This is a genomic window from Halomonas chromatireducens (genome assembly GCF_001545155.1).
GTDB classification, from domain to species: domain Bacteria; phylum Pseudomonadota; class Gammaproteobacteria; order Pseudomonadales; family Halomonadaceae; genus Halomonas; species Halomonas chromatireducens.
This window is the reverse complement of sequence record NZ_CP014226.1, coordinates 185,993-210,147: the sequence shown is the minus strand read 5'-3', so window position 1 is coordinate 210,147 and position 24,155 is coordinate 185,993. Positions and strand designations below refer to the sequence as shown.

The 24,155-nt window shown below is 61.4% G+C and carries 28 protein-coding genes; 14 read left to right on the top strand and 14 right to left on the bottom strand.

What is annotated here, in order from left to right; genetic code table 11:
• The first annotated feature begins 52 nt into the window (after positions 1-52).
• A complete protein-coding gene (locus tag LOKO_RS01040; RefSeq protein ID WP_083517359.1) occupies positions 53-1,024 on the top strand; it encodes a YbgA family protein in 972 nt (323 codons plus the stop codon).
• A gap of 22 nt (positions 1,025-1,046) precedes the next feature.
• On the opposite strand, the gene LOKO_RS01035 is transcribed toward LOKO_RS01040, so the two are convergent.
• Positions 1,047-2,822 (bottom strand): ABC transporter transmembrane domain-containing protein, encoded by a 1,776-nt coding sequence (locus tag LOKO_RS01035; protein ID WP_066452147.1) that lies wholly within the window; start codon positions 2,820-2,822, stop codon positions 1,047-1,049.
• A 156-nt stretch (positions 2,823-2,978) separates the two neighbouring features.
• On the opposite strand from LOKO_RS01035, the gene LOKO_RS01030 reads away from it, so the two are divergent.
• The gene (locus tag LOKO_RS01030) at positions 2,979-3,728 is read left to right on the top strand and encodes a glutamine amidotransferase (RefSeq protein WP_235588912.1); all 750 of its coding nucleotides are present in this window, start codon (positions 2,979-2,981) and stop codon (positions 3,726-3,728) included.
• Here the strand turns inward: LOKO_RS01030 and yejK are convergent.
• A complete protein-coding gene (yejK, locus tag LOKO_RS01025; RefSeq protein ID WP_066443858.1) occupies positions 3,709-4,725 on the bottom strand; it encodes a nucleoid-associated protein YejK in 1,017 nt (338 codons plus the stop codon). The genes LOKO_RS01030 and yejK overlap by 20 nt on opposite strands.
• Positions 4,726-4,809: 84 nt before the next feature.
• Positions 4,810-6,036 (bottom strand): GGDEF domain-containing protein, encoded by a 1,227-nt coding sequence (locus LOKO_RS01020; protein WP_066443855.1) that lies wholly within the window; start codon positions 6,034-6,036, stop codon positions 4,810-4,812.
• A 139-nt stretch (positions 6,037-6,175) separates the two neighbouring features.
• Here LOKO_RS01020 and LOKO_RS20555 point away from each other — a divergent pair, with 139 nt between their 5' ends.
• Complete coding sequence (locus tag LOKO_RS20555; protein ID WP_417935376.1) at positions 6,176-6,397, top strand: diguanylate cyclase domain-containing protein; 222 nt, start codon at positions 6,176-6,178, stop codon at positions 6,395-6,397.
• Here the strand turns inward: LOKO_RS20555 and LOKO_RS01015 are convergent.
• The 6 genes from LOKO_RS01015 to LOKO_RS00990 all read right to left on the bottom strand — a co-directional run bounded on the left by LOKO_RS01015 (position 6,379) and on the right by LOKO_RS00990 (position 9,730).
• Positions 6,379-7,140, bottom strand: a complete 762-nt coding sequence (locus LOKO_RS01015) for an ABC transporter permease (RefSeq protein WP_066443854.1) — start codon at positions 7,138-7,140, stop codon at positions 6,379-6,381. The genes LOKO_RS20555 and LOKO_RS01015 overlap by 19 nt on opposite strands.
• Positions 7,137-8,060: an ABC transporter ATP-binding protein gene (locus tag LOKO_RS01010; protein ID WP_066452145.1), complete on the bottom strand. Its 924-nt coding sequence runs from the start codon at positions 8,058-8,060 to the stop codon at positions 7,137-7,139. Before LOKO_RS01010 ends, LOKO_RS01015 begins: the two co-directional genes overlap by 4 nt.
• Positions 8,061-8,272: 212 nt before the next feature.
• Positions 8,273-8,551, bottom strand: coding sequence for a peptidylprolyl isomerase (locus tag LOKO_RS01005; protein ID WP_066443853.1), 279 nt, complete (start codon positions 8,549-8,551; stop codon positions 8,273-8,275).
• Positions 8,552-8,654: 103 nt separating this feature from the next.
• Positions 8,655-8,975, bottom strand: coding sequence for a hypothetical protein (locus tag LOKO_RS01000; protein ID WP_066443851.1), 321 nt, complete (start codon positions 8,973-8,975; stop codon positions 8,655-8,657).
• Positions 8,976-9,047: 72 nt separating this feature from the next.
• Positions 9,048-9,401, bottom strand: a complete 354-nt coding sequence (locus LOKO_RS00995; RefSeq protein WP_066443841.1) for a putative quinol monooxygenase — start codon at positions 9,399-9,401, stop codon at positions 9,048-9,050.
• Between the two features lie 41 nt (positions 9,402-9,442).
• Positions 9,443-9,730: a DUF1330 domain-containing protein gene (locus tag LOKO_RS00990; protein WP_066443838.1), complete on the bottom strand. Its 288-nt coding sequence runs from the start codon at positions 9,728-9,730 to the stop codon at positions 9,443-9,445.
• A 154-nt stretch (positions 9,731-9,884) separates the two neighbouring features.
• Between LOKO_RS00990 and trxC the strand changes: the two genes are divergently transcribed.
• From trxC to LOKO_RS00975, 3 genes are all read left to right on the top strand, one after another.
• The gene (gene trxC, locus LOKO_RS00985) at positions 9,885-10,325 is read left to right on the top strand and encodes a thioredoxin TrxC (RefSeq protein WP_066443835.1); all 441 of its coding nucleotides are present in this window, start codon (positions 9,885-9,887) and stop codon (positions 10,323-10,325) included.
• A 130-nt stretch (positions 10,326-10,455) separates the two neighbouring features.
• Positions 10,456-10,965, top strand: a complete 510-nt coding sequence (locus LOKO_RS00980) for a hypothetical protein (protein WP_144439585.1) — start codon at positions 10,456-10,458, stop codon at positions 10,963-10,965.
• A gap of 13 nt (positions 10,966-10,978) precedes the next feature.
• Positions 10,979-12,214 (top strand): methyltransferase, encoded by a 1,236-nt coding sequence (locus tag LOKO_RS00975; RefSeq protein WP_066443827.1) that lies wholly within the window; start codon positions 10,979-10,981, stop codon positions 12,212-12,214.
• A 47-nt stretch (positions 12,215-12,261) separates the two neighbouring features.
• Here the strand turns inward: LOKO_RS00975 and LOKO_RS00970 are convergent, their stop codons facing one another.
• Together LOKO_RS00970 and LOKO_RS00965 are read right to left on the bottom strand one after the other, a co-directional pair.
• Entirely contained in the window at positions 12,262-13,383 is a 1,122-nt protein-coding gene (locus tag LOKO_RS00970) for a site-2 protease family protein (RefSeq protein ID WP_066443824.1), read from the bottom strand.
• An 86-nt stretch (positions 13,384-13,469) separates the two neighbouring features.
• Positions 13,470-14,192, bottom strand: a complete 723-nt coding sequence (locus tag LOKO_RS00965; protein WP_066443821.1) for an SDR family NAD(P)-dependent oxidoreductase — start codon at positions 14,190-14,192, stop codon at positions 13,470-13,472.
• A gap of 178 nt (positions 14,193-14,370) precedes the next feature.
• Here LOKO_RS00965 and LOKO_RS20550 point away from each other — a divergent pair, with 178 nt between their 5' ends.
• Positions 14,371-14,529, top strand: a complete 159-nt coding sequence (locus LOKO_RS20550) for a DUF3309 family protein (protein ID WP_144439703.1) — start codon at positions 14,371-14,373, stop codon at positions 14,527-14,529.
• An 85-nt stretch (positions 14,530-14,614) separates the two neighbouring features.
• Here the strand turns inward: LOKO_RS20550 and LOKO_RS00955 are convergent, their stop codons facing one another.
• A complete protein-coding gene (locus LOKO_RS00955) occupies positions 14,615-15,115 on the bottom strand; it encodes a CIA30 family protein (protein WP_066443815.1) in 501 nt (166 codons plus the stop codon).
• 192 nt (positions 15,116-15,307) lie between these two features.
• Here LOKO_RS00955 and LOKO_RS00950 point away from each other — a divergent pair, with 192 nt between their 5' ends.
• From LOKO_RS00950 to LOKO_RS00925, 6 genes are all read left to right on the top strand, one after another.
• Positions 15,308-17,500, top strand: a complete 2,193-nt coding sequence (locus LOKO_RS00950) for an OsmC domain/YcaO domain-containing protein (protein WP_066443809.1) — start codon at positions 15,308-15,310, stop codon at positions 17,498-17,500.
• A gap of 156 nt (positions 17,501-17,656) precedes the next feature.
• Positions 17,657-18,121, top strand: coding sequence for an ion channel (locus LOKO_RS00945; RefSeq protein ID WP_066443806.1), 465 nt, complete (start codon positions 17,657-17,659; stop codon positions 18,119-18,121).
• 158 nt (positions 18,122-18,279) lie between these two features.
• On the top strand, positions 18,280-19,197 hold the full coding sequence (locus LOKO_RS00940) for a GGDEF domain-containing protein (protein WP_235588911.1): 918 nt from the start codon (positions 18,280-18,282) through the stop codon (positions 19,195-19,197).
• 85 nt (positions 19,198-19,282) lie between these two features.
• Positions 19,283-19,933 (top strand): dihydrofolate reductase family protein, encoded by a 651-nt coding sequence (locus LOKO_RS00935; protein ID WP_066443798.1) that lies wholly within the window; start codon positions 19,283-19,285, stop codon positions 19,931-19,933.
• Entirely contained in the window at positions 19,934-20,581 is a 648-nt protein-coding gene (locus tag LOKO_RS00930) for a glutathione S-transferase family protein (RefSeq protein WP_066443795.1), read from the top strand.
• A gap of 106 nt (positions 20,582-20,687) precedes the next feature.
• Complete coding sequence (locus tag LOKO_RS00925) at positions 20,688-21,158, top strand: DUF3291 domain-containing protein (protein ID WP_066443794.1); 471 nt, start codon at positions 20,688-20,690, stop codon at positions 21,156-21,158.
• A 77-nt stretch (positions 21,159-21,235) separates the two neighbouring features.
• Here the strand turns inward: LOKO_RS00925 and fabF are convergent, their stop codons facing one another.
• Complete coding sequence (gene fabF / locus LOKO_RS00920; RefSeq protein WP_066443791.1) at positions 21,236-22,501, bottom strand: beta-ketoacyl-ACP synthase II; 1,266 nt, start codon at positions 22,499-22,501, stop codon at positions 21,236-21,238.
• 87 nt (positions 22,502-22,588) lie between these two features.
• Between fabF and LOKO_RS00915 the strand changes: the two genes are divergently transcribed.
• On the top strand, positions 22,589-23,311 hold the full coding sequence (locus tag LOKO_RS00915; protein WP_235588910.1) for a TetR/AcrR family transcriptional regulator: 723 nt from the start codon (positions 22,589-22,591) through the stop codon (positions 23,309-23,311).
• On the opposite strand, the gene LOKO_RS00910 is transcribed toward LOKO_RS00915, so the two are convergent.
• Positions 23,288-24,124, bottom strand: a complete 837-nt coding sequence (locus LOKO_RS00910) for a pilus assembly PilX family protein (RefSeq protein ID WP_066443789.1) — start codon at positions 24,122-24,124, stop codon at positions 23,288-23,290. The genes LOKO_RS00915 and LOKO_RS00910 overlap by 24 nt on opposite strands.
• Positions 24,125-24,155 lie beyond the last annotated feature (31 nt).

The following is a 24,155-nucleotide window of genomic DNA, read 5'->3' as shown; positions in this document are numbered from 1 at the left end:
GAGTCATAGTGGAGCGACCATGAAACCATGTGGCTGGTAAGGGAGCTTGACCTTGGCCGAGACGTCCTCGCCGAAGAGTGCGATACCGGTGGGCATCAGCGCCTGCCTGATGGGGGAGCCGGTGCGCTACAACGGTGGTCACAAGCGCTCCCGATACTGCCTGGAGGTGCTTCAGGACTGCTTCGCCTTTGAACCCTTCTGCCCTGAACTGGAAGCCGGTCTCGGCGTGCCGCGTGAGCCCATTCGCCTGGTCGGTACGCCCGGCGAGCCAACGCGGGTCAAGGGAACGGTAGATCCCGAACTCGATGTTACCGAGCGCTTGAAAGAGGTGGGACAGGCGTTCGTGGTACGCCACCGTCATTTGCGCGGCTTCATCCTGATGAAGGGCTCGCCAAGCTGTGGGCTCGAGCGGGTCAAGGTATATGACGAGAACGGGACGCCAAGCCACTCCGATTCGGGGCGCTTCGTCCACGTGCTGCGTGAGCATTTTCCGGAGCTTCCGCTGGAGGAAGAAGCACGCTTGAATGACGCCGTGCTGCGCGAGAACTTCATCTCCCGGGTATTCGCCTTCGACGACTGGAAACGGCACGTCGAGGGCGTCACGGATTTTCATGCCCTTATCCAGTTCCACAGCCGCCAGAAGTACCTGCTCATGGCGCATCACGTCGAGTCTTATCGTGTCCTTGGCCGCTACCTTGGCAGCGAAGCCCATGCCATGCCGCTGGAGCAGGCCAAGCACTCTTACCTGCGACGGTTCATGGCAGCGCTGTCACGTCTGGCTACGCGCAAGACACATACCAACGCGCTGATGCACGTGATGGGTTACCTGAAGCAGGAGCTCGACAGAGCGGCCAAACAGGATCTGCTGCAGGCGGTGGAGGAGTACCGCCTTGGCCATGTACCCCTTGCCGTCCCGGTGCGGTTGCTCAACCACTACGTGAAGCGCCACGGCTCGGACTATATTCGTCAGCAGACGTATCTGAATCCTCATCCTTATGAACTCGGCCTGCGCAACACCATCTGAACGTATCGATGGTAGAGCACGTTCAGGCTTCCATTCTGTGCCGCTCAAACTGCAGTTCCGCCAGGTGGCGGTAGAGCGGACTCTGTTCGAGCAGTTCGGCGTGGCGGCCGGCGGCGACGAGCTGCCCCTCGTCGAACACCAGCAGGCGGTCTGCGGCGGTTACGGTGGCCAATCGGTGGGCGATCACCAAACTGGTGCGCCCGGCCATCAGCCGGTCCAGTGCCTGCTGCACCAGCCGCTCGCTCTCGGCGTCCAGGGCGCTGGTGGCCTCATCCAGCAGCAGTACCCGCGGATCCTTGAGCAGCGCCCGGGCAATCGCCAGGCGCTGGCGCTGGCCGCCTGAGAGCTGCACGCCGCCGGGCCCTAGGTCGGTGTCGAAACCTCGGGGCAGGGCTTCGACGAAGCCCAGCGCGTTGGCGTCACGGGTAGCATCGCGCAGCTCTTCTAGGGAGGCGTCGGCCTTGCCGTAGCGCAGGTTGTCAGCCACCGTGCCGGTGAACAGCACCGGTTCCTGAGCCACCAGGCCCATGGCAGCGCGCAGCGCTCTCGGGTCGAGTTCGCGAAGGTCGATGCCATCCAGCGTCAGGCGGCCGTGGTCGGGGTCGTGGAAGCGCAATAGCAGCCCGAACAACGTACTCTTCCCGGCGCCGGAAGGTCCTACCAGGGCGATGCGCTCGCCGGGACGAATACACAGGTCGAGGGAGTGGAGCGCCGGTATCTCGCGTCCGGGATAGGCAAAGCTCACGCTCTCCAGTCGAATCTCGCCGCGCAGCGGGGTCGGCAGCGATATCGGATGAGGTGGTGGGCGTATGCCAGGCTCGGTGTCGAGCAGTTCGAGCAGCCGCTCGGCGGCGCCGGCGGCGCGCTGCACGTCGCCGGCCACTTCCGCCAGGGTCGCCACTGCGCCTGCCGCAAGTACTGCATAGAAGACGAAGGCGGAAAGCTCCCCTGCGCTCATCTCTCCGGCCAGCACCGCCTGCCCGCCCTGCCACAGCATCAGCCCCACGGCCGCGAATATCGCCATCATGGCCGCACCGGTAAGCCAGGCCCGCTGTCGCGTGCGAATCACAGCGGTGGCGAAGGCCTGCTCGACGCGCTCGCCGTAGTCGCGTCGGTCGATCGCTTCATGGGTGAAGGCTTGCACCGTGCGGATGCCATCGAGTGCCTCGCTGGCGTAGCGGCCGAGCTCGGCCACGCGATCCTGGCTGTGGCGTGAGAGACGACGGACGCGCCGACCGAACCAGAGAATCGGCAGTACGGTGGCGGGTATGCCGATCAGCACCAGCGCCGAGAGCCAGGGTTGTGTTAACAGCATCAGCGCTACGGCACCCAGCAGCATCACCAGGTTGCGCAACGCCATGGAGATCGAGGAGCCGAACAGGGTCTGCAGCACGCTGGTATCCGCGGTCAGCCGTGAGGCGATCTCGGCGGCGCCATGGTCGCGGTGGCTGGCACTCTCGAAGTAGGCCGGTTCGAGGGCGAGAAGATGGTCGAAGACCTGCCGGCGCAGGTCGCCGGCCAGGCGTTCGCCGATCCAGCTAACCTGGTAGTAGCGCAGCGCGGAGGCCGCTGCCAGTACGCTGACGACGGCGAGCATGGCTGCCAGCGTCTGGTTGAGCTGGGTGCCGTCGCGGGCCAGGAAGCCCTGGTCGATCACCAGGCGTAGGCCCTGGCCCAGCACCAGCACACTGGCCGAAGCCGCCAGCAGTGCCAGGGCGGCAATGAACAAACGGCCACGATAGGGCGCCAGCAGCTTGAGCAGGCGTAGCAGGATACGAGGGTCGGGGCGTGAGGTCATGACAGGGTCGTCGCTGGTGGCAGGCATGCCGCCACGATACCAGTACCGTCCTGGGAGTGCATGGGAGTGGCAGGCGTGTGACCCGCTGCAGTACTTTTCGCATCGGTTCGAAGCGGTTTAAGCTGGAAGGGTTACCTGAAAAGGGAGTTTCATACGATGACGAGCGGGATGAAGAGTGTGGTTGCCATTCGCCATCTGGCATTCGAAGACCTGGGGGTCTTCGAACCGGTGCTGGAGGAGTTGGGATATCGTGTTCGCTACCTGGATCCAGGAGTGCTGGGAGCCGACGCCCTGGAGGCACTGGACGTGGAGAGTCCCGAGCTGATGGTGATACTCGGGGCGCCAATTGGTGCCAACGATGAGGCGCTATACCCTTTCCTTGGCGCGGAACTCGACGCCATTCGACACCGCCTCGACTCTGGTCGGCCGCTTCTTGGAATCTGCCTTGGGGCCCAACTGATCGCCCGTGCCCTGGGGGGAAGGGTGTTTCCCATGCCGGAGAAGGTGATCGGCTTTGCCGATGTCAGTTTGACCCGCGAGGGACAGGAAGGCCCGCTGCGCCATATCGGCAATCCGGATAGCGTATTGCACTGGCATGGTGACATGTTCGAGACCCCGCCCGGTGCCGTGCGCCTGGCCTATAGTCACGATTGCCCGCACCAGGCTTTCGCTGTGGGCGACACCGTGCTGGGGCTGCAGTTTCACCTGGAGGCGGACCCGGGGCGAATCGAGCAGTGGCTGATCGGCCATGCCGTCGAACTGGCGGAGGCTGGTGTCGATCCCGTTGCGCTTCGCCAGCAGGCCTTGTTGCTAGGCCCCGACCTCGAACGGCGCGGTCAGCAGGTCTTCAGGGAGTGGCTGATGGCGGCGGATGCGGCCAACCAGCTCATCCCTGCCGCTCCTTGAGCTGCTCCCGCAGCCCATTGGGGACTTTCTTGATGATCAGGCGATCCTGCGTTTCGTCGTATTCGATGCTGGAGCCTAGCAGGTGCGAGTCGAAGCTGATCGAGACGCCGTTGGAGCGCCCGGTGAAGCGTCGAAACTGGCTGAGGGTTCGCTTGTCCGGTGGAATCTCGGGGGAGAGTCCGTAGTCGGCGTGGCGAATATGATCGAAGAAGGCCTTCGGCTGCTGCTCGTCGAGCAGTTCCGAGAGCGTTTCCAGGGTCATGGGCTCACCGCTGCGGACCTGCTCGTTGGCATATTCCAGCAGTACATCCGTCTTTTCCCGGCTCTTGTCTTCGGCAAAGTCCTCCTGCTCTACATAGTCGCTGAACGCCTTCAGCAGGGTGCGGGTCTCGCCGGTGGCGTCCACGCCCTCGGTGGCGCCGAGCAGTTCGGCAAAGCCCTCGGCCAGCTTCTTTCCCCCACGGTCACGGGTCCAGGAGAGGTATTGCCGGGAAGAGGCGTCGCTGCGCCACTGGCTGAGGTTGATTCTCGCTGCCAGACTCATCTGGGCCAGGTTGAGCTGGGCTGACGTCGTTACGCCATGGTCGGCGTCGATGGCGTAGCCCTCGCGATGGTGGAGCAGTGCCAGGCTCAGGTAGTGGGTGTCGCCATGCTGGTACTCGACGAACAGCAGGTGCCCCGAGACCGAAAGGTGCGCATCGAGCAGTTCGGCGATGTGCTGTGCCACGTCACGGGTGAAGGCGGCGAAGTCGCTTTGGTTCTCCAGGTAATCCGTCAGCGCCCGCGGAAATCGCAGCGCCTGAGCATTTTCGATGTCCTCTGCGCTAATGAAGTGACCCCAGGCCTTGGGCTTGGCGTGGTAGGCATCGCTGAAGCGGGCCAAAAGCTCTTCGAGGGAATCCGAGGCCTCGGCTTCGGCAGGTGCCGGATACAGGGTGGCCGGTTGCTCGCTGGATGCCTTGGCGATGCGATGAATAATGCAGTGCAGTATCGGCATGGACTGTCCGGGAAGAGGGGCGGGAAGGGGATGATACCCGCTACGGGAATGAGTTCAACCCGGCGGCTGATTGACTACCCGCACTCAGGCTTCAATGGCGGCGTGAGATGAGGGTGCGTCGGCCACCACGACACGGTTTCGCCCCTGCGCCTTACCTTCATAGAGCGCTTCGTCGGCCCGCAGCATGGCCGGTTCGAGCGTCATTTCTTCCTCCGCCACGAGACTGACTCCCACCGTGACGGACAGCATGGGTGTTTCGCCGAGCATTGGCAGGGACAGCGTTGCCACCTTCGCGCGTAGCCGCTCTGCGATGACGGTGGCGGTAGCAACGTCGGATCCGGGCAGGGCGATGATGAACTCCTCGCCGCCGTAACGGCCGATGATATCCGTGTCACGCAGCACCGACGCGCAACAGGTAGCAACCGTTGCCAGGACAAGGTCGCCTACGGCATGGCCATGATGATCGTTGAGCTCCTTGAACAGGTCGATATCGACCATGCAGATGGCGAGCGGCGTGTCCTCACGCTTGGTACGGTTCAGTTCCCGCGCGGCCAGCTCGAAGAAATGGCGGCGGTTGGCGATGCCGGTCAGGTGATCGGTGCTGGCCAAGAAGCGAAGCTGCTGCTCGAGTAGACGTCGTTCATCGATTTCGGATTGCAGCTTGCGATTGTTGTCTTGCTCCTCGAGCAGCAAGGCGAACTGCCTGCGCTGAAGACGGTTGAGCCGAGTGAGTGTCACCCAGCCCAGCAGATTGGCGAAGCCCAGCAGTAGCAGGCCGCTGGCCAACATGCCAGGCGAGAGGTAGGAGCTGAAACCGAGCACGACGGCAAAGCCGATGGCAAGATAGGCGTTCCAGACAAGAATCCAGAGAAGCCGATTGGGTACCAGCAGGTATATCGTTGTGGTGGCCACGACCATGGTAGCAATATGCAGTCCGTCTGTGCCGGGGTGAAGCGGTATGGTGAAAAGCAGCCCAGTGATGCCGACGAAATAGGCCAGGTTTACGGGCATGCGGCGATGCGCCAACGCGGGCTGCAGCTTGACGGCCAGTGCCAGTGCCATGCAGCAAAGGGCGACGAACGTACGGATGGCAAGCAGTGCGAGAAATTCACTGCCAGCGCCGAGCAGGGCGAAGTCGGCCAGGGTGAAGGCGAAGAAAATGCCGGAAATTGCCCACAGGGCGTAGCAAAGCTGCTGGGCATCTTGGGCCAGCATGGTGCGACGGTGTAACTCTTCCAGCGCTGAATCCTGAAACTCGCTGTGCCAGTCTAGAAGAGGCGCCTCTCTTGCCTTGTTGTTGCCAGCAGCCATCGACTCCTTCCTTGGAAGGGAACTGCTAGCCCTTCCGTTTATCATTCTTGTCTATTGTCCGCGGAGCCGGTTCCCTGGATGCGCCGCTTCATTGCATATCAAGCATGGACGCGAGTCGCCCGTTTTACCAGTCGCTACTGTGCGCATTCGACACACAGGATTACACTCCTACGGTCGCGAGCCGGTCAGCGTCCTGCTGATAAATATCGACCATTTCAAGTGCTTCAAGGATACCCACGGCCACCTGGCCGGTGATGAGTGCCTTAAGGAGGTATTCGCTAAATGTGAACTAACCCCCGTGCTCAAGCGACTGGGCTGCGGTCGCGTCTTGTCAGCGTGCCTTCAAGGCTTCAACCGATAGCCGGTCTTGAATATCCAGTTCACCACTGCCAGCGAGACGCCAAGGAAGGCCACGATCATGAACATGCTGGCCCAGATGCTGACATCGCCGCTGCCGTAGAAGCTCCAGCGAAAGCCGCTGACCAGGTAGACCACCGGGTTGAGTAGCGTCACCGTCTGCCAGAAGGGGGGCAGCATGTCGATGGAGTAGAAGGTGCCGCCGAGGAAGGTCAGCGGAGTGACCACCAGCAGCGGCACGAGCTGCAGCTTCTCGAAGCCGTCGGCCCAGATGCCGATGATGAAGCCGAGCAGGCTGAAAGTTATAGCGGTGAGCACCAGGAAGAGCAGCATGACCAGCGGGTACTGGATGGTAAAGGGTACGAACAGGCGTGCCGTGCCAAGCACGATCAGGCCCAGTATCAGCGACTTGGTGGCTGCCGCACCGACGAAACCCAGAACGATCTCCAGGTAGGAGATGGGGGCCGAGAGGATTTCGTAGATCGAGCCCGAAAAGCGTGGAAAGAAGATACCGAACGAGGCGGTGGAGACGCTCTGAGTCAGCAGCATCAGCATGATCAGCCCGGGCACGATGAAGGCGCCGTAACTCACGCCATCCACTTCGCTGATGCGTGAGCCGATGGCGGCGCCAAAAACCACGAAGTAGAGCGAAGTGGACACAACCGGCGAGACGATGCTCTGCAGAACGGTGCGCAGGCTTCGTGCCATCTCGGCCAGATAGATGGTCTTGACGGACTGCAGGTTCATGCTCTCTCCCTGACCAGGCTGACGAAAATCTCCTCCAGCGAACTTTGCCGGGTATGCAGGTCCTTGACCCGGATGCCGGTGGCTTCCAGGTCGGCAAGCAGGCCGGCGATTCCGGTACCTTCCTCCTGTTGTGTCACGTCGTAGGTGTAGACCAGTGCATGGCCGTCCTCCATCAGCGCCAGGTCGTGACCGGCCAGCGCCGCCGGTACGTCATCGAGGGCCTGATCCAGATGCAGTGTCAGCTCCTTGCGCCCCAGCTGGCGCATCAACGCCGCTTTCTCTTCCACCAGCACCAGCTCGCCACCCAGTATCACGCCGATACGGTCGGCCATCTCTTCCGCTTCCTCGATATAGTGGGTGGTGAGGATGATGGTCACCCCCTGGTCGCGCAATTGGCGTACCACCTCCCACATCTCGCGGCGCAGCTCCACGTCGACACCGGCGGTAGGCTCATCGAGAAACAGGACCTTGGGCTCATGGGCAAGGGCCTTGGCGATCAATACCCGGCGCTTCATGCCGCCGGAGAGCTGAAGCAGGCGGTTGTCGCGCTTCTCCCACAGGGTCAGGGCGCGCAGGACATTCTCGATGTGTGCAGGGTTCTTGGGCTTGCCAAACAGCCCGCGGCTGAAGCTCACCGTATCCCATACCGTGGTGAAGGCCTCGTTGGTCAGCTCCTGCGGCACCAGGCCGATCATTGCCCGCGCCTGGCGATAGTCACTCACGTTGTCGTGGCCATCCACCCTGACACTGCCACTGCTGGCCCGCACAAGCCCACAGATCACACTGATCAATGTGGTCTTTCCCGCCCCGTTGGGGCCGAGCAGGGCGAAGATCTCGCCGCGCTGGATTTCCAGGCTGACATTCTTCAAGGCGTGAAAGCCACCCTCGAAGATCTTGTCCAGCTGGGCTACCTGGATCATCGGTGAGCCGGTAGCTGTCCTCTGTCCCAGGCTTGCAGCGGTATCCGCTCTGGCCTTGGGCTCCTGGCTGAATGATAGGGTCATGTCCCTGCTTCCGTTAGAGAACGAGTCAATGAAGGCCATCGTAACGCGAGATAGCGCCGGGCACAGGGCATGGAACGAGAAAAGCCGCCGTGACGGGCACGTGCGGCTTCTTTCTGTCCCGTTGCGGGTCAGCTACGGCTGGTGATTTCCAGCAGATGGTAGCCGAACTGGGTCTTGACCGGGCCGTGAACCTTGTTCAGCTCGCCGGAAAAGACGACCTCGTCGAACTCGCGAACCATCTGGCCCGGCCCGAAGCTGCCGAGGTCACCGCCCTGGGCGCCGGAAGGGCAGGATGAGTTTTCTTTCGCCACTTCGGCGAAATCACGCCCACCCTCGATCTCCGCCTTGAGGGCCTCACACTTCTCTTCGCTGCTTACCAGAATATGACGCGCGGTTGCCCTGGCCATGTCGTTATCTCCAAAGTTGGCATCTTGCCGTTGAAAGGGAGAGCAATTCTATCATGGCCACACGTCAGCCGGCGCTACCGCTGGGATGGTTTCGCCAGTGCCTTCACTCCCCGCTTCCGATCCTTAACCGCAGTGCCTGCAGCCCGTCCAGCTCGACCCGGATCTCATCCGAAAAGATAGGGTGGCCGAGGACCCGGATGTCCAGGGTGGCTTCTGCGCCACGATAGGTGACCGTGGCCGAGATCCTGGTCTCCGAGGTGAGCGGTGCCAGAGGGCCATAATCGATACGCTCCACCTCCAGGGTGGATAGGCCGCGGTCGGCGACCTGCTGCTCGATGGCCTGCTTCATTGCCACGCCGTAATACAGGTAGAGTCCGCCATAGGCGAGACCCATCATCACGATAAGAGAGAACAGGCGCCCCATGGGGCCTCCTTGAAGGCTGACCTAGTTACAGCGGGGAGCCGCAGCTCCTGCCCGTTTCGCGGTAGTGCGCAGTCATCGAGTAGCAATCGGGGCATCGAAATCGACCGGTTCATCGGTATAGACGCAGACATTGGCCGCCTCGATATCTCCGTCGGGTGACTCGACCTGATCGCGGAAGAACTGCTGGATCTCACGGCGCTGGCAGTGCGCCTCAAAGGCTTCACGGTTGGCCCATATCTCATGGAAGACGATGGGGAAACTGTCACCCTGGGCAAATGGACTGTCGATCTGGCGGGTGACGGTATAGAGCAGACAGGCATCCTCTCGATGGCTATTGGGCTCGAGTGCCTGAAGCGCCTTGAACACAGCCTTCTCCTTGCCGGGCTTGGGGAGGAATCTGGCAGTGCAGTAGATCTTCTGCGACATGTCATGTCTCTGTGGAATCAGTGGAGCGCAGACGATACCACTCAGTCCTCGTATGCCGCCAGGTCGACCGTAGCGGCGGCGTCGCGCAGTGGAATCAGTGCCTGATAGGCGGGAGAGGCGTACCAGCCGTGTATCGATTCCAGGTCGGGAAAGGAGATGACTACCAGGTTGCTGTGCTGCGCCTCGCCCGCCAGCACGGCAGCCCGTTTGCCACGCAGCATGAGCTCGCCACCCCAGGGGGTGATGGTGGCAGGCACGTCGGCGACGTATTGCGCCCACCTATTGGCATCCTTGATAGTGACGTTTCCCACGACATAGGCTTTACTCATTTCTCGCGATCCTCCGGTGGATGGCGCCAAGGCGGCTGGCAGGTCACCTTATCATTCCGCCGCAGATAATGGCGCGACTGCCTGGCGTAAACCCTTGATGGACGTTGGCTGTGGCGTCATCTTGTAGTCAATGTCGCGATCAAGGAGCCCCTTCATGTCCGCTTCACTCATTCTTGGCTGTCCCAGCTGTGGCGCTATCAACCGCGTCAGCCAGGCGCGCCTGGCCGATGGGCCGAAATGCGGCAGCTGCAAGAATCGGTTCTTTACCGGAGAGCCAGTCGAGCTGACCGAGGCGAATTTCCGCGCGGTTGTCGAGCGCAGCGAGATGCCGGTCGTGGTGGACTTCTGGGCCAGTTGGTGCGGTCCCTGCAAGGCGATGGCACCGATATTCGCCGAGGCAGCCAGGGAACTCGAGCCACGGATGCGGTTTGCCAAGCTTGATACCGAAGCCCATCAGGTTCTGGTCGGTCGTTTCGGTATACGTAGTATCCCCACCCTGATCGTCTTCCGTGGCGGCCGGGAAGTGGCACGGCAGCCCGGTTTGGTGCAGGGGGCACAGCTCCGCCAATGGTTGCAGCCTTATCTACTGACTTGATTGTTGTTTCGACAAGAAGCGCATCATGGGGGCTTTTCCGGTTACCCTGAGAAGAGATTCAGACGCAGACGTCTACGCTCGTGGTCCGCTGGTCAAAGGTGGCGTGGCTGGGCACTAGCAAGGGGGAAGCATGAAGCAATGGGGGGCGATGGTCCTGAGTACCATACTGGCCGGCGGGTTCTGGTCGGTATCGGCTATGGCGGAGCGCCTGGAAGGTGAGCTCGATGGAACCGAGCGCGAGTGGTTTATCCTGAGCCAGTACGACGACGCCAGCGCTACCTTTACCGATATCGGCGACGGTGACTACCTGATCGATATCGTTGGCTTCGCCGACCCCGACGGGAGGAGAAGCCGGGATTCACTCTCCATCAGCATGGCGCTAAAGGACGGGGAGGTGCTCAATTATGATGTGCTCAACCTGATCGGCACCTCGGCCATGCCCCCCGTTTACACCTCGGAGGGGGGCGATGTGCAGTTCACCCTGGCTACCTTTGCCGTGGAGGGAGCCGTCGCACGGGTGGCTGGCAGCGTGCAGGGCACCTTGGCCTTGCAGGAGGCCCTGGGTGAGCCACCGAACCTGGAAGAGGGGGTCGACATCGCCGTGACGTTCGATATCACTGCTTCCCGCATTGAGTACTAGGCAGTCTTTGGTAGTGCCAGGCCAAGAAGGAGTCGACCCTCAGGCTAATCATCTCCTTGCCCGCCTCACCGAGCTGCTGTCCCGCTGGCAGCCGCTGTGGCGCCCGCTGCCCTTCCAGTACCGTTGCCTGCCCTGGCACGACGATTTTGCAGCTCTTGGCGAGACCCTGCTTGGCTTGAGTGAGCAAGACGTGGTGCGACTGCAGGCCAATCCCTTTCATGCCTCGCCGCTTGCGGAGTGGCTGCCGGTGGCAGAGCTGGAGGCGCTCGTTGACCTGCCGATTTTATCCCCTCCGGTTGCCTCGCTTCCCCGTGAATGGGGGCAGCATGTAGGAGGACGCAAGTGGTCGCAGATCGAGGCCTTCGTCGAGCAACTGCGCATAAAGCCCGGTGAATCGCTGGTGGAGTGGTGTGCCGGCAAGGGGCACCTTGCTCGTACACTGGCACGTCGACATGCCGTCGACGTCACCGCCCTGGAGTGGCAGGGCGCCCTGTGTGACGAGGGCCGCCAGCTTGCACAGCGACAGGGTGTGGCGGTGGACATGCGTCAGCAGGACGTGATGGCCTCTCAGCTGGAGCAGGCGCTGTCGTCGCAGACCCACATCGCGGCACTGCATGCCTGTGGCGACCTGCATGTGAGATTGCTCCAACTCGCCGCAGAAACGGGTAGTTCGGTCACGCTGGCGCCATGCTGCTACCAGCGCACCCGTGACGAGGTCTACCGGCCGCTGTCCCGCCGCGCCAAAGCCCTGATCGAGGCGCATGACCTGTTGCTCTCCCGGGAAGACCTGGCGATGTCGGTCCAGGAGACCGTAACAGCCCCCGGCGGGGTTCAGCGGAGCCGGGAACGGGCCAATGCCTGGCGTCTGGGCTTCGATGAATGGCAGCGTCAAGTACGTGGTATCGATGCTTATTTGCCCGTTCCCAGCCTGGCCTATGGGCGCATGCCCGATAATTTTGCCGATTTCTGCCGCTGGGCGGCACAACAGAAGGGCCTGTCCCACGCCACGGACGTTGACTGGGCGAGCTTCGAGGCAGCCGGGTGGCGACGCCAATGTCGGGTGAAGCGGCTGGAGCTGGTACGCCATCTGTTTCGGCGCCCGCTGGAGGTGTGGCTGGCACTGGACCGCATGACGCTGCTGACCGAGTCGGGATTCGATGCTGAGCTCGGCATCTTCTGCGATCGTGAGCTGACTCCCCGCAACCTGCTGCTGCGAGCCAGCCACTCAAGCGGTCAGGCCGGAGCCTGAGGGCAAGCAGCCTCGCGTGGGGTGCCATGGCTGCGATTGCACGCCGGTCATCGCTTCACTTCCAGATGAAGCTCGATCATCCGCAGCAACCGCTGACGGTCGATCCAACCGCTGGCGTGTCCCCGCGCCATGACCGGCACCTGGTTCAGGCTGTGCTCGTTCATCAGTTGCAGGATATCGTCGGCCTTGTCATCGGGTGCGACATGATGAAGGGCATCAGCCGGCGTCATGATCTCGCTTACGGGGGTTCTGGGCCATTGCTCCTGGGGCAGGCGTTGCGTGTCGCTGAGCGAGACCAGACCCAGCACGTGGGTGGGACTTCCCACCAGGAAGGCGCGTCGGCCGGAGACCAGCACCTGATCGCGCAGCCACTCCTCGATGGACTGTCCTGCGGCAACAAAGGGAACATCGGGGTCGGCCAGGTCCCGGGCGCGAACTCCCGCCAGGCGATCTCGAAGGAGGTACATGCGACTCTGAGCATGGTTCATGGTGAGCAGGAACCAGGCAATCAGCATGATCCACAGCCCGCCGACCAGGTTGCCCATGACCAGCATATTCCATAGGGACAGGCCGAATAGCCCATAGGCCAGGAAACGGCCGCTGGCGATGGCGGTCTCGTTGCCTCGCTGAGTACTACCCGTGACTTTCCAGACCAGGGCGCGAAGTACCCGCCCCCCATCCAGGGGAAATCCGGGGATGAGGTTGAAGATGGCCACGACCAGGTTGATCATGGACAGCCAGCCGAGCGCCACAGGAATCGGCTCGTACCAGCCAGCGGTCACCCAAGCCAGTACGCCGAACAGAAAGGCCAGTGCAAAGCTGACCGCGGGTCCGGCCACAGCGATCCAGAACTCGTCGTTGGCCTGTTCCGGGTCGCGACTCATTTGCGCCATGCCGCCGAAGATGAACAGGGTAATGGCGGTGACCGGCACCCCTCGCCGGATTGCCACCAGGCTATGGCCCAGCTCGTGGGCCAGTATGGAGGCGAAGAAGATCAGTACCGTGACGAAGGCAGTAAGGGCGGCATCCGCGGTGGTCCAGTCCGGATGTTGCTGCTGAAGGCCGGTGGTCATGCTGACCATGATCAATGCGAAAATGATCAGCCAACTGACGTGGATTTCAAGCCGAATACCTCGGAAATGTCCCAGCACCCATACGGATTTGAACATGGTAGACCCCTCAGATTGCTTGACGACACGCGACGTATTGTATGAGCAAGGCTTTTTCGGGCAAGTGGCCTGGTCGGGCTAGACGCTCATACCTCCCGTTCCCTCCGAGTCGCTCGTAGCAGGACCCGGTCCATGCCACGTGTGGAGAGGATACGCTTCAGAGCTGCAAACAAGTGGGTCGGCACCGTGATGTGGTAACGGGCCTTGGGCCGCCGGCTTTCCAGGGCATGTATCAGCTTGCGAATCACCGCATCGGCCTCGAGCGTGAAGGGGGCCGATGGTCCTTCCCCCGCCAGGCGGGCCTCCAGGGCGCAATAGGTGACGGCGTGATGGCTGGTCGCGGCATTGATGTTGTCGCGAAAGGCGCGGTAGGCGTTCTCGCGAAATCGGCTGGCGATGGGGCCAGGCTGCAGCAGGCTGACGTGGATGCCGGTGCCGTAGAGTTCTTGGCGCAGGGTGTCGGTCAGCCCTTCCAGGGCGAACTTGGAGCAGACATAGGCGCCACGGTAGGGCAGGGCGGAAAAGCCTAGAACAGAGCTGTTCTGCACGATGCGGCCGGCACCTTGCTCCCGCATCACCGGGATGATTCGCGTCGTCAGTTCGTGGGTGCCTAGCAGGTTGGTTTCCAACTGGTCGCGCAGCACGGCGCGCGAGAGGTCTTCCACCGCACCCGGCTGGCCGTAGGCACCATTGTTGAACAGTGCATCGAGGCGGCCGCCAGTCTGTCCCAGCGTCTCGTCGACCGCGGCCGAAATCGATGCACTGGATGCCAGGTCCAGCAGCAGCGCGTTGAAGCCTTCCTGACGCAGTCGCTCAACGTCATGGCCCTCCTGCCGACTCGCCGCATCGCGCTCCTCGTCGGGCTGGGCACGCTCGCCGAGAAGTGGCCCGTGAGGTCGGCATGCTCGGTGTGTTGCTGGCCTACATGGGCGGTAACCTCATCGCCACCTTCGCCATCGGCGAGACCGGCGAGCTCTCAACTCGCGCATCGCTGTTCCTCAACGCCTTTCTGATCATCGAACTGCTGAAGGCCGCCGTGCGATACCTGCATGGCCCCACAGCAGGGGATGGGGATACGGCCCCAGCGGGGGGCTCGGGCTGGTGTTGATAATCGTGATCGTTCTAGTGTTGACGGGTACGTTATAGGTATCGCATTGAAAGAGGTTCTGGTGATTACCGGTGGCAGCCATGGCATCGGTGCGGCCACCGGATGTGCCGTGGGGTAGGTAGCCTAGCGGGCTTCCAGCGTTTCAATACTCGCCACTTCCAGCCGGAAGGCCCCGTCGCGGCGGTCGGCAATCAACAGGCCGAGCTGTTGGATTTCGTCAGGTGCCAGCGGCGGTGCATCCTCGAGCAGGCGACCACGAAATACCGCCTCGAACATGCTCCAGGGCAGGGCGATGCGCTGCCACCCACCGGCCGGGGGCTGAAAAACGGCACGATAGGCGGCGCCGTCGATCAGTTGGTTACTGTAAAGGCGCAGCTGATACTGGCGACCGTCGCCACGCGCCTCTACGGTCACGCCTTGGTGGCGAGATAGCCGCATGGGTTCTGGCTCGCGGCGTACCGAGGCAAAGCCGCCGCCGTTGGTCAGCGAAAGCTCACCCGAGAAGATGCCCAGGGCACCTGCTGCGTGCATGGCGCCTTGAGACCCCCCACCCATAACCGTGTCGTTGATGGCGCGCCAGCGTGCGGCTTCATCCCCGGCGCTGAAATCGATCAGTGTTGGCATCGTACCTCCTGGCCCAGGTTGCGTTTCTGCATCCCTCAGCATGACGGCGATAGGCTACCGTTGCCAGGCCAGGCTGATGGGTTCGCTTTCAGCGGCCGATTGACAGGTGATACCATCACCCCATACGGCAGCAGCCTGCGCACCACCCCTGCCCACCCCTCTTCCCAAGCTTTAACGCCCGGTACCCTGTTAATGGAAATCAAAGTCAATTTTCTCGAAAATCTCAGACTTGAAGCCAAGTTTGACGATTTCACCGTCATCACCGACCAGCCCATTCGCTACAAGGGCGACGGCTCGGCGCCAAGCCCCTTTGATTACTTCCTGGCGTCCTCCGCGCTGTGCGCGGCCTACTTCGTTCGGGTCTACTGCCTGGCGCGCGACATCCCAACCGAGAACATCCGGCTTTCCCAGAACAACATCGTCGACCCGGAAAACCGCTACAACCAGATCTTCAAGATCCAGGTCGAGCTGCCGGAAGACATCTCCGAGAAGGACCGCGAGGGCATCCTGCGCTCCATCGACCGCTGCACCGTCAAGAAAGTGGTGCAGACCGGCCCCGAGTTCCAGATCGAGACGGTAGAGAATCTGGACGAGGACGCCCAGGCCCTGTTGATGGCCAAGCCCGACGAGGCTGCCTATACCTGGATCGAGGGCAAGGACCTGCCGCTGGAGCAGACCATCGCCAACATGTCGGCCATGCTGGCGGACCTGGGCATGAAGATCGAGATCGCCTCCTGGCGTAACATCGTGCCCCACGTGTGGTCGCTGCACATCCGCGATGCCGCCTCGCCCATGTGCTTCACCAACGGCAAGGGGGCCACCAAGGAGAGCGCACTCTGTTCGGCACTTGGCGAGTTCATCGAACGCCTGAGCTGCAACTTCTTCTACAACGACCAGTTCTTCGGCGAGGAAATAGCGAACAGCGAGTTCGTTCACTACCCCAGCGAGAAGTGGTTTCAGCCCGGGTCCAACGACGAGCTGCCCGAGGGCATCCTCGATGCTTACACTCGCGAGATCTACGACCCGGAGAGCGAGCTGCTCGGTTCGCACCTGATCGACACCAACTCCGGCAAGCGTGAGCGCGGCATCGTCGCCTTGCCCTTCGTACGCCGGTCGGACGGGGAGACGGTATTCTTCCCCTCCAACCTGATCGAGAACCTCTACCTCAGCAACGGCATGAGCGCCGGTAACACGCTGCAGGAAGCCCAGGTGCAGTGCCTTTCCGAGATCTTCGAGCGGGCGGTGAAGCGCGAGATCCTCGAGCAGGAACTGGCATTGCCGGACGTGCCCATGCATGTCCTTGAGCGCTACCCGGCCATTCTCGAAGGCATCCAGGCGCTGGAGGCGCAGGGCTACCCAGTGCTGGTCAAGGACGCCTCGCTGGGTGGGCAGTTCCCGGTGATGTGCGTGACCCTGATGAACCCGCGCACCGGCGGGGTATTCGCCTCCTTCGGCGCACACCCCAGCTTCGAGGTGGCGCTGGAGCGCAGCCTCACCGAGCTGCTGCAGGGCCGTAGCTTCGAGGGCCTCAATGATTTCCTGCCGCCGACCTTCAACTCGCAGGCCATCGCCGAGCCTAACAACTTCGTCGAGCATTTCATCGACTCCTCGGGGTTGGTTTCCTGGCGCTTCTTTAGTGCCAGGAGCGACGTCGAATTCAGCGACTGGGACTTCTCCGGTACGAACGAGGAAGAGGCGGCAACGCTGTTCGGCATTCTCGAGGAGCTGGGCCTGGAGACCTACATGGCCGTGCACGAGGATCTGGGTGCGCCGGTGTGTCGTATCCTGGTGCCGGGCTACTCTGAGGTGTACCCGGTGGATGATCTGATCTGGGACAACACCAACATGGCGCTGGATTACCGCGAGGATATCCTCAACCTCCACGCCCTGAACGACGCTCAGCTCGCCGGCCTGCTGGAGCGTCTGGAGGAGAGCCAGCTCGATGATCACATGGATATCATCACCCTGATCGGCATCGAGTTCGACGAGAACACCGTGTGGGGGCAGCTCACCATCCTCGAGCTGAAGCTGCTGATCAACCTGGCCCTGCAGCAGCATGAAGAGGCGCTGGAGCGGGTCGAGATGTTCCAGCAGTACAACGACAACACCGTGGAGCGCGGACTGTTCTACCAGGCCGTGGCCGCGGTGCTGGAGATCCTCCTCGATGACGAGCTGGAGCTCGCAGACTACCTCCACAATCTGACTCGCATGTTCGGCGAGCAGATCATGTCCGCCGTGGTTGGCTCGGTGATGGGCGAGGTGCGCTTCCACGGCCTGACGCCCACCAACATGCAGCTCGAAGGCCTGGAGAAGCACCAGCGCCTGGTCGAAAGCTACAAGAAGCTGCACGCTCACCGCGCCGCAAGGGCGGGGGTGGCGGTTTAGTCAATCAGGTGCCACTTTGGTACTGCGAATGTGCCCTTGGCCAAGTCTGGCTTGGGGCGCTGCTTTTTGTCGACAGTGGATCGGCAAGCTAGTGGTTGTCGCTGAGTGAGTGCATGGGAAGAAGAATCAACATTCTCTGGTTGAGGAAACTACTGTTTGCTGCCTATTGATCCTGAGATAAACGTCGTGCTTATCACCGCGGCAGTCGTGGCTCTGGTGGTTGTCTTACACTATGAGGTGATCCAGCTATTGAGCTGCTGGTGTGCTAGGCGACAACAAAAATTTCCTGATGAACCTCGCAATAGAAAGATAATCGTGGGCGTCATGTTTGTGCTGATTTTAGCCCATGTTGCCGAGATATGGCTGTTTGGTACAGCGTTCTGGTGGTTATTGACTCATGAGGGATATGGGGAAATTACTGGCTACACCTCGGTTAGTTTTTTGGATAGTGTTTATTTTTCTGCAGCCACGTATACCACGGTAGGCTGGGGCGACCTGGCGGCAACTGGACACATACGCTTCCTTGCCGGCACGGAAGCGTTAGTGGGTTTCATGATGATCACATGGTCCGCTTCTTTCGGCTATTTGGTCATGGCGAAGACTCTGGATAAGAAGGTTTAGGCTCGGTTTTCAATTGGGTGACCCAACATGATGGTGGTATTGTTGCTTTGATTTCAGCCATGCTGTCGCAGTGTCGGCTGGATGCAAGGCTCGATTCTGCACGGACGCCCATACCAGATTTGTGGGGCCATGATGCCATGACTAATGATGCCACTGAGATGAGTATAGACACCGCCGTTTATAAAACGCTGCTGGAGTCGACCGAGGCAATCCCCTGGAAAATCGACTGGGCAACGTTGCGTTTCGCCTATATTGGGCCTCAGATCGAGCGCTTGCTGGGGTGGTCCCAGGGCAGTTGGGTCGGTATCGACGACTGGGTGGAGCGCATGCACCCGGAGGATCGTAGCTGGGTCGTGGACTTCTGCGTTGCGCAGTCGAAGGCGGGTGTCGACCACGAGGCCGACTATCGCGCACTGACGGCGGAAGGCAACTACGTGTGGATTCGCGATGTCGTCCACGTGGTGCGCAATGATAAGGGCGAGGTGGAAGCACTGGTCGGCTTCATGTTCGATATCAGCGAGCGTAAGAAGAGCGAAGAGAAGCTGCTGCAGCTGCAACGGGAACTCCAGGAACTCTCGTATCAGGATGGCCTTACCGGTGTGGCCAATCGGCGCTTGCTCGACTCCGTGCTGGAAGTAGAGTGGGCGAGTGCCCAGCGCGGCGGCCAGCCGCTGTCATTCATCATGCTGGATATCGACTGCTTCAAGCAGTACAACGACCACTACGGCCATCTCGCCGGGGACGACTGCCTGCGCCGAGTCGCACAGATCCTCGCCGCGTCGATCCTGCGGCCGCGCGACTTGCTGGCACGTTTCGGTGGCGAGGAGTTCGCGCTCGTCTTGCCCGAGACGGACCTGGAATCTGCCCGGCAGGTGGCGGAGCGCTGCCGGGCAGCCATCAGTGACGCATCCATCCCTCACCGAGCGTCCGATGTTTCCCACCTCGTCACTGTCAGCATGGGGGTCACAACCGCCAACCCGGCGGACGGCGGCGGTCAGGCCTCGCTGATCGAGAAGGCGGATAGACTGTTGTACCGGGCCAAGCAGAACGGGCGGGACCAGATCGTTGCGGACTGACAGGGGAGCGGCGTAGCCGATGTGTCGAAACCCTCTAGGGTCGTTCGACGACTGATCGTGTGTTGCGCATTTCATGGAGATCACGATGAGTCAGCTACGCGTTTCTTGCTTCAGCCTGTCGCTTGACGGGTTCGCAGCCGGCCCGGCGCAGAGCCTGGAGAACCCGACTGGCATCGGTGGCCTGGAGATCCATGACTGGATGTTCCGGACCGAGACGTTCCGTCGAAGCGTTCTAGGCGAGGGAGGCGGTGAAACCGGTGTAGACGACGACTTCGTGACTCGTGGCCTCGAGAATATCGGAGCCTGGATCATTGGCCGTAACATGTTTGGTGCCGAGCGCGGACCCTGGCGGGACGACAGCTGGAAAGGGTGGTGGGGGGATAGCCCTCCGTTCCACGCGCCTGTCTTCGTGCTGACGCAACATGCTCGCGATCCCATCGAGATGGCAGGCGGAACGACCTTTCACTTCGTAGCCGATGGCATTCATGCTGCCCTTGGGCGTGCCCAAGACGCTGCCCACGGCATGGATGTCCGCCTCGGCGGAGGCGTGGCAACGATCCAGCAGTACCTGCGGGCTCAGCTGGTTCATGAACTGCACTTGGCCATTACACCGGTTCTGCTCGGCGAAGGGGAGCGTTTGTTCTCCGGCGTCGACATGCGCGCTCTCGGCTATCAATGTGTGGAGAGGATAGTTACCGATCGAGTTCTCCATGTCGTTCTCAAGAGGGAAACCTGAATGTCTGAACTGATCCTGACCACCTTCGATTGGGTTCCTGAAACGCCAAGGGGATTTGTCCGTGACTTACGCCTGAGCTGGGCGATGGAAGAGGCCGGCTTGCCCTATCGTATCGAGAGCGTGCCATTTCGTGAGCGTGGGGCCGTGCACTTCACCCATCAGCCCTTCGGCCAGGTGCCGTGGTTGACCGATGGCGACCTCTCGATCTTCGAGAGCGGCGCGATTCTGCTGCATCTGGGTGAGCGCAGTGAAAGGCTGATGCCTGCCGATCCACGCGGCCGAAGCGACGTTATCGTATGGCTTTTCGCGGCGCTCAACTCCGTGGAGATGGCGACCCTTCCGTGGTCCATCTTCAAGTTCACTGGCGATACTGAGGAAACACCTGCTCGGAAAAGCCTGAACAATTTCCTGGCATCCAGGCTACAGCACATGGAGGCAGTCCTGGCAGGACGAGAATGGCTGGCCGGCAGCTTTTCCATTGCCGACATCGCCATGGCGGATGTGCTGCGCCTGGTCGATCGGTTCGATGGCCTGGCGGGCTACCCGGCCTGTCGTGGCTATGTCATGCGTGCCACGGCTCGGCCGTGCTTCATGAAGGCACATTCGGACCAAATGGCGTATTTCGCTGCGGTAGACCCACCGGCATGAGAACATTCCTAACGAGTACGTCACGATGACAAAAGAAGACTCCATTTGCACCGGTGAGAGCTAACTGCTGCAGCCCCTCACTGTGACGTATATCAGGGAGGAATCGATGAACCAGTACCACATTGCCCAGCTCAATATTGCCAATCTGATGGCACCGTTGGATTCGCCGCAGCTTTCTGATTTTGTCGCTAATCTGGACAGGATCAATGCGTTGGCAGAAAAGTCCCCCGGGTTTGTCTGGCGGCTGCAGACCGAAGGTGGCGATGCCACCGGGATCGACTTTTTCGGCTCTGACCTCATCGTGAATTTTTCGTTATGGGAATCGATAGAAGCATTGCATCACTACGTGTATCAAACGGCCCACGTTGAGATCATGCGCCGAAAGAAAGAGTGGTTTCACAAGCTCGGTGAGGCCCATATGGTGCTTTGGTGGGTGCCCGCTGGGGACATTCCGTCGATTGAAGAGGCAGCCACAAAGCTCAGTGTGCTGAGGGAGCGAGGCCCTACGAGCGAAGCTTTCACCTTCAAGAAAGTATTCGCTCCTCCCAGTGAGCCTGTGGGTGCGTCAGCCTCTTGACGCTCCAGCCTCGGGCTTGGCAGCTTGGCCCTTTCTGAGCATCGTGGCACTGCAATGAGTGCCACTTTTCCCCACGACTACACCTTGCTGACTATCAGTGCCGCATTCACCCCGCCAAACCCGAAGCCGTTGCACAGCACGTGCTGGGTGCGATGCTCGCGTGCCGAGTCCGTGACGATGTCCAGGTCGTGCAGCTCCTCGTCGCGGTTCTCCAGGTTCAGCGTCGGGGGCAGGCGGCCGTGCATGACCGAGAGGGTAGAGAAGATGCTCTCCACGCCGCCGGCGGCGCCTAACAGGTGGCCGGTGGCCGATTTGGTCGCGGTGATCGGGATGCCGGCGAGGGCGTCGCCAAAGGCGTTGCGCAGCGACGCGATCTCGGCCCGGTCGCCGACCGGTGTCGAGGTAGCGTGGGCATTGATATGGTCGATCGCTTCGGGTGAAAGCCCCGCCATCTTCAGTGCTGGGCGGATGGCCGCCGCGGCACCGGTGCCGTCCTCCGGGCCGGCGGAAATATGGTAGGCGTCGGCGCTGGTGCCATAGCCGCTGAGGATGGCCAGCGGTGTCGCGCCGCGGGCCTCGGCGTGGGCCAGGGTTTCGATCACCAGCAGCCCTGCGCCTTCCCCCATGACGAAGCCGTTGCGTGCCTGGTCGAAGGGCCGCGACGCCCTGGCGGGATCGTCCTGCTCGGTGGAGAGCGCCTTCATGGCATGGAAGCTGGCAAGCGACAGCGGGTCGATACAGGCCTCGGCACCGCCCACCAGGGCCACGTCGGCTTCGCCGCTGCGGATCATGCGCATGCCGTCGCCGATAGCTTGCACGCCGGCTGCGCAGGCCGTCACCGGGCAGCCTAGCGGCCCGCGGAAGCCATAGCGAATCGACACATTGCCCGCCGCCAGATTGGCGAGGAAGGCCGGCACGGTAAACGGAGAGAGCCGGCGGTGGCCCCGCGTCGACAGGGTGCTCTGCGCTTGGGTGATGGTGGGGAAGCCGCCGATGCCGGAGCCAACGATGGTGGCCGTGGCCAGTTGGTCCGCCTCGCTCGAAGGGAACCAGTTGGCCTGGGTCAACGCCTCTTGGGCGGCGGCCATGGCGTAGAGGCTGAACAGCTCCATCTTGCGACGCTCCTTGGCGTCGGCCACGCGGTCTGGATCGAAGCCGGCTTCCGGGTCGTCGGCGATGTCGGGCACCGAGCCTGCGACCTTGATCGGCAGCTCGCCGGTATCGAAACGATTGATCGGAGAGATGCCGGAGCGGCCGGCAAGAAGGCGCTCCCACCCTGCCTTGACGCCGGAACCAAGCGGGCTGATCATGCCCATGCCGGTGATGACGAGCGGTGATTGCATGGTAATTTCCTGAACAGCTGGGGTTGTGCCACGCTAACACTGGGCTTGATATGATCAAGGTAATATTCAGCGGAGTGAGAGGTTGCCATGCCTTACTCGACGAACCACAAGGCCAAATCGCGGGAGCGCATCCTTAAATCCGCTATCGAGCTGTTCAGCCGCAAAGGCTTCGAGAAGGTCTCCATCGGCCAGATCATGAAGCTGGCCAAGATGACCCACGGCGCCTTCTACGCACACTTCGCCTCGAAGGAAGCGCTCTACCATGCCTCGGTGCGGGAAACCCTGGAGGGCAGCCGCGCGGCCAGGCTGGTCAAGGGGCCGCTCTCGGTAAAGCACCTGACGGACCTGGTCGCCAACTGCTGGAACCTCCAGGAGCTCGAGCGCAAGCACAAGCCGGGGCCCGAGTCGGTGCTCTTCAACGAGATCGGCAACGAGAACGCCGAGGTCCGCACCCTATTCGAAGCCTCCTACCTGAGCATGAGGAAGATGCTGGAGACCCGGCTTATTGCCTTGAGCCGCCTGAAGAAACTGCCCTTCGAGCCCGACCGCGAGGTCATCGCCGATAAATCCCGCGCCATTCTCGCCTCCCTGGTGGGCGCCGTGGCCATCGCCAAGAGCCTGCCCGGCGAGAAGGAGCGCCAGCACATCCTCAACGCCGCCCAGCGCAACATCCTGCAGATGCTCGGCGTCAACGAAAGCGAGCTGGAGAGCATGCTTGGCGNGTCGTCCCGCTTCGGCGGGGCTACCGGAGAGCCCACTGGGAGCCTCATGGCTTCTCTCTCACTCTCACCTCAGTGGGCTCCCCCGTAGCGGATCAGCGCTATGCAAGTCGGGCGCGGCCCGGGCGTGCTGACAGGCCACGCCGTCATGGATGAGTCTGTTCTGACCACTATTGCAAGTGGAATAATTCCCCGTATAGTCACCATCCTGATTAACTGCCGCGGCCGCATAAAAAGTGCCATCGCCCGAACCGTCATCATTCTCGATAAAAACATACTTGCTTCCACCGTTCTTGCCGACAATATCGTCAACTATTTTTTGCGCCTCTTCCTTATTGGCTGCCGATATTGCCGGGTTTCGCGTGCCATCAACTTCTTCTTCGCCCTCCACGCCGGCCTGAGAGGACATTCCCTTATAATTTTCCAAGGTTGCTGCGATATTGAGCGGCGAAAGGTTGCCTGCACCCAGCCCGTTCAGGCGAGCCAGAATCTCGATCTCACGAGATGCTACAAGATCAGTTCTAGCGCTGTCTGAAAAAACCTCCCCCGTGGCTCGTAACGGTATATCTAGCCCCACGCCATCCATCATCTGAATACGAAAAAAGACGTTGGGGTGAGCACCCTCACTCCCCGCCACAGGGCGGTGATCTCCAAGACTCACCTCACTGTCGAGAGCACTTTCAAAGGTACTATCAGACGTTTTATCCACCTCGACAGCCAAGGTACCCGCCCACGCTTCCGAGGCCCCGAATTCCGCCGCCATCATGGCCAAGGCACTGCTTCGATAGTTACCCGCCAGTCGCTCATCGATCTGCGAAGACTGCATGCCGGATAGGCCGAGCATCAGCGACATCGTCAATAGCGACAAAACAACAATCAGTGCTGCTCCTCGTTGCTTTTTCATGACCTTCTCCCAAAACACATAAATCTAACAA